This window comes from Vibrio sp., assembly GCF_038138445.1.
Taxonomy (GTDB): domain Bacteria; phylum Pseudomonadota; class Gammaproteobacteria; order Enterobacterales; family Vibrionaceae; genus Vibrio.
The window spans coordinates 1-8,437 of the sequence record NZ_JAYQDQ010000127.1 but is presented as its reverse complement, the minus strand read 5'-3'; the positions used below and the strand labels follow the sequence as shown (position 1 = coordinate 8,437).

Here is an 8,437-nt window from a genome sequence, read left to right as displayed (position 1 = left end):
CCTTGGAACTTCAAACATTAACAACACCGCCCCGTGGGTTCATGGGGCGCATACACTCAATTAACCGAGCATGGTGAAAACAAGCAGCATGCTATTAACTCTGTTGTCAAACAATTAGAGCAACATGGCTTGAGCGCTTTGGGTGAAAATAAAACGATCACACTGGAAGCAAGCCGACAAATACTGGCAAGTGCGATTGCGTAAGATAGATAAAAGCAGCATTTGCTGCTTTTACTTTAATTCAATCGGGCTAGTTTGAAACTTTATTGACCAGTCGATGCAATGATTCGCTGGACTGTCGAATCAAGCCCTGCAGTTGTGAACTGATTTTCTGGTATGCGATAATTGGCTGGTCTGCCTTTTCGATATCTAAGCACATATCATACAACGCCAGAAGACCTAAGCTTCCTGAAGCCCCCTTGAGTTTGTGTGCTAGCGCCTTTAATTGGCTTGAATCTCCATCATTTTCCGCATCCTGCATAAGCTGCAATATGTCTTTCGCCATCTCATCAAATATGTCTATGATTTCCTTCATTTTTGCTTGGCCTAAAATCGACGTATCTTGCTCGATTGTTTTGGCATTCACAATATGAGTTTCATCGTCTTGATGATGTTCAAGCGGATTGCGAGTCGGTTGGCTTGAAACTGGATCGATCAAGTTATTTTGGATAATGTCGGACAATGCCTCTTTATCAAGAGGCTTGGGTAGAAAGCCGTCAAAGCCTGCACTTAAATAGGTTTGTACTTCTTCGTTATACACATGTGCTGAAACTGCTATCATCCTGGTGACACTGTCACTCATCATGGACTTTAACGCGATAAGAAGATCCATTCCATTGCAATCAGGAAGGTTAATATCAATCAATGCAATATCGTAATTGTTCTTTCCATACAGCTTCTTCGCCGATTTTCCATCATAGGCTGTATCAACTTCATGCCCTAAACTCTCTAAAAAACCTTCAGCGACCATGCTGTTAACAGGGTTGTCTTCAATAAGTAATACTCTTGCTGACTGAGTATTTCCTGACAGTAACGGTTTGGGAGAGGGCTGTCTTCCCTCTGGTAGACAAATACTGAAACTAAATTGACTACCCAAACCTGTTTGAGACTCTAGCTGTAAATCTCCCCCCATTGCCTGAACAATTCGTTTACTGATCGCCAAACCAAGTCCTGTCCCCCCTATACTCTGAATACCACCCGCCGCTTGTGTAAAGGCATCAAACAGGGTCTCTTGCTCACTTTCCTCAATCCCTACTCCGGTATCTGACACTACAAATAATATATTCTCTGATTGAGATGGATCAGGCGATACACAAACAGTGACATGTCCAGTATTGGTAAATTTGACCGCATTTCCGACTAAGTTCGTCAGCACTTGGCTTATACGGGTCAAATCGCCAAATAGATATGGGGATATTCTACTATCAATAGAAGTTCGAATTTCAATATTTTTTTCTTTCGCCTTACTATCGAGTAAATGTTTAACTTCTTGAACAACCTCGTAAACTCCAAAATCCACAGGCCTTATTTCTAAAAAGCCAGCTTCAATTTTTGAGTAATCCAAAACATCATTTAAGATTGCCAACAGGGTTGAACCACTACGATTAATAACATCGATAAAGTGATTTTGTTTTGAGTTAAGCCCTGTATCTTTAAGTAACCGAGCAGTCCCTAAGACCCCATTCAAAGGTGTTCTAATTTCGTGGCTCATGGTGGCAAGAAAGGTTGATTTTGCTCGATTAGCTTTTTCTGCAGCAGCTCTCGCATACTCATGGTTGATCACTTCTTGATTAAGCTTTTCATTGCTCTCTTCAAGTTGACGTGTTCTCTGTGCTACAAGTTCTTCGAGATGCCCTTTGTGCTGCTCTAATTCTCGCTTGGCTTGCGCTTCACTTTCTGCGACCAATTTAAGTGACTTAGCAGTATCTCTAGCGTTGACTATAGCTTTTCCCATACAAGCTAATTCATCGTTACCATCAACATTTATATCAATGTTTAACTGGCCATTAGCAACGGACAATAATGCCGATGAATATTCAGCCAAACGCTTAACCACCGAAATATAGACGAGCTGCCAAAGAATAACAGCAACAATCAACATCCCCATTATGGTAATAAAAGCCAAACTAAATTGTGAATATTGAAGTGTGGTATGTAACTTTGTCACAGCATCTGTCGTGGCCATATTCGATTCATCAATCAGTTTGGCAACAGTCGCGTTAAGGTCTGTTAACTGCACTAAGGTGTTACGCAATAGCATTTGAGCTGTGTATTCGCTTTGGTAGCGCTCAACCAACAAATCAAACACGACACTTCCTTGTTCTAGTTGTGTCAGTAGCTGCTTCATTTGGCTAGAACGTGTGGGATCTTCAACCGTTTGTATACGACGCTTCATTATTTTAAGATTAGTGCGAAACGCTTTTGCAATGCTGTTTACTCGGTCTATGCTAGAAGTGGTTCTTGCTTCTTCGATGTGGTTTAGCAATTTGAAGGCCAGTAAGTGAAGCTCATGCAAACGCTCAGAACGATCTAAATCAACTTCGACTAAGGTATCTAGTGCTTGGTACACTTTATCTGTATTTTTGTTATCTAACAGGTCATAGATTTGGGTAACATTTGCTACAGCGTTTGTACTGGTATTTGCCACCTGTGTTCCTGTCAGCATCTCTAGCTCAGATGCTTGTTCTCGAAGTGACCCTGTAATACTGGATAACTGTTTCTCAAGAAACAACTTTTTCTCTACCACAAGCCCAAGTTCAGCCAATGTATCGATCACGGTTTGCAATTCATCTTCTAACTTGGTTAACAAGTTTGAATCAAATGAATCAGATCCGAGCTGTTTAATATGTGAAAGTAACTTTTCTAACTGCGAAAATAGAATTTTTCCGGACTGCTGTCGCTCTGCTTCAGTTTTAGCACTCGAGAGCGTTTGAACCGAAGATATAATACGGGCACTAAGCTCAGAGACTTGTCTGGCTTCTATCATCGAGGGAATGGCTAAGTTAACGACTTGTCGCTCTGTTCTGGCAACTGACGAAAAACCAACTACCCCAATTGCTGAAGAGATCATCACCAAGGTTGCCATCGCTACAAACGCAAACAGTAATTTTCGACCAATACTGGCCTTTTCTAATAACATTTCTCAGTTACTCTTCTGTAGGTGGTGACAATACGTTATATTCTGCAATGTTTATGGACTTATTCGCAACGGTGTATCTCATGCTTTCAGCCTTAAACCTTAAACACTCTTGGATAGTCGTACTTCTATTCAGCTGCTTTTTAACGGGTAATGTAACTGCATCGACAGAGCCGTTAAAACTTTGCGCTCTATATCCACACCTGAAAGACTCGTATTGGTTATCCGTAAATTATGGCATGGTCGATGAGGCGGCAAGGCTAGGCATCACCCTCAAAGTTTTCGAAGCTGGAGGTTACCCTAACAAACAAAAGCAACAAGCTCAGCTAGAAAAATGCCATGAATGGAATGCAGATGCCATTATTTTAGGTACGGTAAGCCCAGATCTTTATTTGAACAAAATACATCAGCTAGTAGGCAACACACCTGTTTTCGCCAGTGTTAACGCACTAACACTCGAACCCAAATCTAATCAACTTAAAGGTCAAGTAGGTGTAGATTGGTATTGGATGGGCTATTACGCGGGACAATATCTCAAAGACAAACACCCAAAGAACTCAGGACAAGTCAATATCTCACTATTACTAGGTCCGAAGGCAAGTGGTGGAACTGATCCTGTGATGCTGGGTTTCATTAATGCGGTTAAAAGCAGCGATGTTCACATTGCTCAATCGCACTGGGCTGATAACGACAAGGAGTTACAGCGTAACCTGGTTCAACAAGTCATTGAGCGAAACGACATAGATTATATCGTTGGAAGCGCCGTTGCGATTGAAGCTGCGATCAGTGAATTACGAATCGCAAATAAGTCTAGTGAAATTGGCCTTATCGCTACTTACTTAAGTCATGGGGTTTATCGAGGTTTACTTCGTGAGCGAGTTGAGTTCGCCCCCACTGACAAAATGGTGCAACAAGGACGTATGTCGGTTCAGCAGGCAGTTAATTACCTTCGAGGATTACCCTATCAAGCTAAGCAAACTCCTGTTATTGAGCCACTTACCCCTAACAAACTTAATCCAAACGTGATATCCCAATCTTTGTCACCGTCAGAATATCGACCTACTTTTGATATCAATAACTAGGACAGAAATGATGAAAAAAACCACACGCACGATGTCAAAAAACAAACACATAGCACTTGTTGCTCATGATAACTATAAACCCGAACTACTTCGGTGGGTCTCGGAGCATAAAACAAAGCTCCAAAGTCACACTTTATATGCCACAGGCACCACGGGAGCAATATTGAATACAGAAACGGGCTTAGAAATCAAAAGTATGATTTCAGGTCCTATGGGAGGCGATCAGCAGTTAGGAGCACTTATTTCGGAAGGCAAGATAGATATATTGATCTTTTTTTGGGATCCACTCAATGCCGTACCTCATGATCCAGACGTCAAAGCATTGCTAAGAATAGCAAGTGTCTGGAATATACCAGTTGCACCTAACCGAGCCACTGCAAATTTTCTGATTGATTCGGATTTGATCGAATCCAAGGTCAGTATTGAAATTCCAGATTATCAAGCTTATCTTGCTGAAAGACTTTGATGAATGCAGCGCTGCCTGTTAATTTGATTCAACGAAGATTTGGGCGTACTTATGAGCAGCTACTGCAGAGTGGTTTAGCAAAGTAGAGAGAAAAGCCGTTGAATCAGCGGAGTTTGTAACGACATCAGACACCAAGATAGAATCACCTTTTGTTGTTACAACCGCTGCTGCTGAAGGTTGACCCTGTTCGAAACCGACATAGAGATCGCAAGGCTCAGAAAAAATAATTTGGCTTAAAAATTCAACCACCAAAGCTTGCTCTTGTTCGCTATTCCAGCGCTTAGCTTGTAACACAGCAAACATGACTGTCAGCCGGTGAAAATCCACTTTAAAAATATCATCCTGATTATACTCTGTACTTGCCGCTGGCAGAGTCTTTATCTGGCGACAAGAAACTGAACTGACCGAAGATAAATACAGCTCTCGTCCCAACAGGCTTTCTTTGGTAGGAAAATCGACTTCTACGTGTTGACTGAACCAATGATTTTTGATTTCAAGAAGTTCGTTTGGACTATGGTCCATATCTTAAGCCTTATGGGTAAACATGGGGCAAGCTTATAGGCAACGACATGACGCCACAAGTATTTTTAACCATCTGCTAAGTTTCCATCTAGAATATTCGAATTCAAACTGTTTTAATTCGTCTATTCGGATAAAAAAGTGACCAATAAAATTATGTTAAGAAAAATAGCCGCTGTAACTATGCTCTCTCTTGGCCTCACAGCTTGTGATAACAATGAGGTTGGAGATGTGTCTTTAGGTCTGTTTACGTTAAAAGACATCAAAATCGAAAATTTGAAAGATGATGTGGTAACCGGCGTAACCTGTCATATTGCTTCAGTAGAAGCCGATTTTAGCTTATCTGATCCAAGTGACAGCTCCATTTCATGTCGACAAACTGGTGACATAACACCAGAGATGATCGCCAAAATCGACAAGAGTAAATCTGGAGAAGTTGTTTTTAAAAAGTCGAAAAGCATTTTCTTTAAGTCTATGAAAGTTAGGCGAATTTATGACTCAGAGAATCAAACTTTACTCTATTTATCTTATACGACAAAAGAAACTGAAGGTAGCTTCAAGCACAGTTTATCAACGGTTCCTCTGTGGGGTACTAAAGCATATTCTGCAGCGGTTGTAGCAGAATAACTAGCAGGGCCAAAGTATGAAAAATTGGCCCTATTTCTTGTAAATAAAATGGAAGCAATCCTATTATAATGTGATATGATGCGCCAAAATTTCTAACCCTGTTCAAAAGATGAAATTTCCTGGACAACGTAAATCTAAGCACTACTTTCCCACTCACGCCAGAGATCCACTTGTCAACCAAATGAAGCAAACACCAAAGCTTTTTAGGCCGATTATCGTCGGTGTTGGTCAGACAATTGTTGATATCGAAGCAAGAGTTGATGACGACTTCTTAGCAAAATATGACTTGAGTAAAGGTCATTCACTAGTGGTTGAAGAAAGTACAGCGGATGAGTTATATGCTGAGCTGGTCAATCGCGAGCTAATCACGCACCAATACCCCGGAGATACTATCGGCAATACGCTGCATAACTACTCCGTACTCGCAGACAGTAAGTCTGTTTTACTGGGTGTGATGTCTAAAAATATCGAAGTTGGCTCATTTGCTTATCGCTATTTGTGTAGGACATCATCTCGGATGAACCTCAATCATTTACAAATGGTAGAAGGTGCTATAGGGCGTTGTTACACCCTTATATCTAAAGATGGAGAGCGAACCTTTGCGATAAACGAAGGGCATATGAATAAGCTCCGTCCAGATAGTATTCCTGAAGATGTATTCGATAAAGCCTCTGCACTTATCGTTTCGTCCTATTTAATGCGTGGTAAACCCGAAGACCCTATGCCTAAAGCGGTAGCCAGAGCTATAGAGATTGCTAAATCTAAAAACGTACCCGTGGTTTTAACTTTGGGGACAAGATGGGTCATTGAAGGTAACGCCGAATGGTGGCAAGATTACATAAAGGAAAACATCTCCATTGTAGCCATGAATGAAGAAGAAGGCGAAGCTCTTACGGGTGAAAAAGATCCTCTTCTAGCGGCGGACAAAGCCCTTGAATGGGTCGATTTGGTGTTGTGTACAGCAGGTCCTGTAGGACTATATATGGCCGGCTACACCGAAGACTCAGTTAAGCGTACAACAGAACTCCCCTTACTACCGGGAAATATCGCCGAATTCAATAAATATGAATTTAGCCGTGCTATGCGCAAAGATGATTGTACTAAACCAATCAAAGTATACTCTCATATCGGCCCGTACTTAGGCGGTCCACTTGAGATAAAAAATACTAACGGCGCTGGAGACGCGGCACTATCGGCACTTTTGCATGACATGGCAGCCAACAGTCACCACCATATGAATGTGCCAAACTCATCAAAGCATGATCGCCCATACCTTACTTATTCATCGCTATCTCAGATTTGTAAGTACGCAAATCGTGTTAGCTATGAAGTACTAACCCAACATTCTCCAAGGCTTTCAAGAGCACTTCCCGAAAGAGAAGACAGCCTAGAAGAAACCTACTGGGATCGTTAGCCCACATTATAGAGAGCAGCTTTATACTGCTCTCTGTCAATACCTTCCATCACTTACTAACCTTGTCCCAAAGCACACAGTAATTTCACTACCCAGTGTATTAACCCGTGCTATAAGTTTTTAACTATCATATAGTTGCAACAATAACTACCTCTGTTGCATAACCAACCTGCGCATAATTGATATATCTATAATTAGCAACTATTCTTCAGAGAGCTGTTAATCAATTACCCGTATATTAAATTAGGTAGTCATATGAATATTAAGCAAAAACTATATTCATTAGGCGCAGTCGCGGTATTAGGCGTTGCTTCATTACTATTAGCAACTTCTAAATTTGCTGAAACTTCTGACCAATTAAGCAAAGCGACTCTGCTAGTAGCAAAACTGGAAATTCGCCTCCTGAACTTAAGACGCAACGAGAAAGATTTCTTGCTTCGAAAAGACATGAAATATCTCGATAAATTTGATAAAAACATGGGAATATTTCTTGATTTAGAAGCAGAGCTTTCCCCAGTATTAGCGTCAAATAACCTCCCCTCTAGTGCTCCAGTAAGAGAAGGTATTCTCAAGTATCAAACTGGGTTGACTAAACTGGTTAATGGCTATGATGCATTGGGCTTAAAACCGGAAGAGAAGCTGCGGGGTACGTATAATTCTGCTCTTGCTAATATTAAATCATCGCTCTCAAGCGACCAGCTAGTAAGCCTTGCAGACTTTGACGCTGCAGTTGCTAAAGGTGAAATAAAAGATAGCCTTTTACCCTATAACTCAAACCAGGTACTCTCAGCGGCCAAAGATGTAGTCGCACAGATGAAAGTTATTGGCCTCAAGTACAACGAAGGACTTTTGGGCGAAACTAGAGGTTTATCGCACAACGTTGAAAAACAATTTAAAACATTCGCTGCTGCTTTGGCTGAGCAAAGTGAAGCCACTCGAAAAAACTTAAACACCATAAAACAAGGTGTAAGCCTTGCGGTGATGATATTCATTTTAGTGTTTATTTGGCAGATATCTCGCTCAATCAACCAACAAGTTGCTGGGCTGCTTGGCATTATACAAGAAATCGCCCAGTCAAATAATGTGTCTCTGCGTTCTCACCTCAAAGGCAATAACGAGCTCGTCTCTATTGGTACTTACGTAAGCTGGCGGTGAGCCCCATTTAACTGAAAGCTGGCACCGACTAAAAATAG

Annotated in this window: 8 protein-coding genes; 6 read left to right on the top strand and 2 right to left on the bottom strand. The window is 41.3% G+C overall.

Going from position 1 to position 8,437, the window contains the following annotated elements:
* Nucleotides 1-33 precede the first annotated feature (33 nt).
* Nucleotides 34-204, top strand: a complete 171-nt coding sequence (locus AAFM34_RS19545; protein ID WP_371833287.1) for a hypothetical protein — start codon at nt 34-36, stop codon at nt 202-204.
* A 46-nt stretch (nt 205-250) separates the two neighbouring features.
* Here the strand turns inward: AAFM34_RS19545 and torS are convergent, their stop codons facing one another.
* On the bottom strand, nt 251-3,139 hold the full coding sequence (torS, locus tag AAFM34_RS19540) for a TMAO reductase system sensor histidine kinase/response regulator TorS (protein ID WP_341665710.1): 2,889 nt from the start codon (nt 3,137-3,139) through the stop codon (nt 251-253).
* A gap of 80 nt (nt 3,140-3,219) precedes the next feature.
* Between torS and torT the strand changes: the two genes are divergently transcribed.
* Both torT and AAFM34_RS19530 read left to right on the top strand, forming a co-directional pair.
* Nucleotides 3,220-4,218 carry a TMAO reductase system periplasmic protein TorT gene (torT, locus tag AAFM34_RS19535; RefSeq protein WP_341665708.1) on the top strand — a complete coding sequence of 333 codons (999 nt, stop codon included), beginning with the start codon at nt 3,220-3,222 and terminating at the stop codon, nt 4,216-4,218.
* Between the two features lie 10 nt (nt 4,219-4,228).
* Nucleotides 4,229-4,684 carry a methylglyoxal synthase gene (locus AAFM34_RS19530; RefSeq protein WP_341665714.1) on the top strand — a complete coding sequence of 152 codons (456 nt, stop codon included), beginning with the start codon at nt 4,229-4,231 and terminating at the stop codon, nt 4,682-4,684.
* 18 nt (nt 4,685-4,702) lie between these two features.
* Here the strand turns inward: AAFM34_RS19530 and AAFM34_RS19525 are convergent, their stop codons facing one another.
* Nucleotides 4,703-5,206 carry a flavodoxin gene (locus AAFM34_RS19525; protein ID WP_341665706.1) on the bottom strand — a complete coding sequence of 168 codons (504 nt, stop codon included), beginning with the start codon at nt 5,204-5,206 and terminating at the stop codon, nt 4,703-4,705.
* A gap of 153 nt (nt 5,207-5,359) precedes the next feature.
* Between AAFM34_RS19525 and AAFM34_RS19520 the strand changes: the two genes are divergently transcribed.
* From AAFM34_RS19520 to AAFM34_RS19510, 3 genes are all read left to right on the top strand, one after another.
* A complete protein-coding gene (locus AAFM34_RS19520; RefSeq protein ID WP_341665712.1) occupies nt 5,360-5,830 on the top strand; it encodes a CreA family protein in 471 nt (156 codons plus the stop codon).
* Between the two features lie 109 nt (nt 5,831-5,939).
* Nucleotides 5,940-7,244: an inosine/guanosine kinase gene (locus tag AAFM34_RS19515; RefSeq protein ID WP_341665704.1), complete on the top strand. Its 1,305-nt coding sequence runs from the start codon at nt 5,940-5,942 to the stop codon at nt 7,242-7,244.
* Nucleotides 7,245-7,499: 255 nt separating this feature from the next.
* On the top strand, nt 7,500-8,399 hold the full coding sequence (locus tag AAFM34_RS19510) for a hypothetical protein (protein ID WP_341665702.1): 900 nt from the start codon (nt 7,500-7,502) through the stop codon (nt 8,397-8,399).
* The last annotated feature ends 38 nt before the right edge of the window (nt 8,400-8,437 follow it).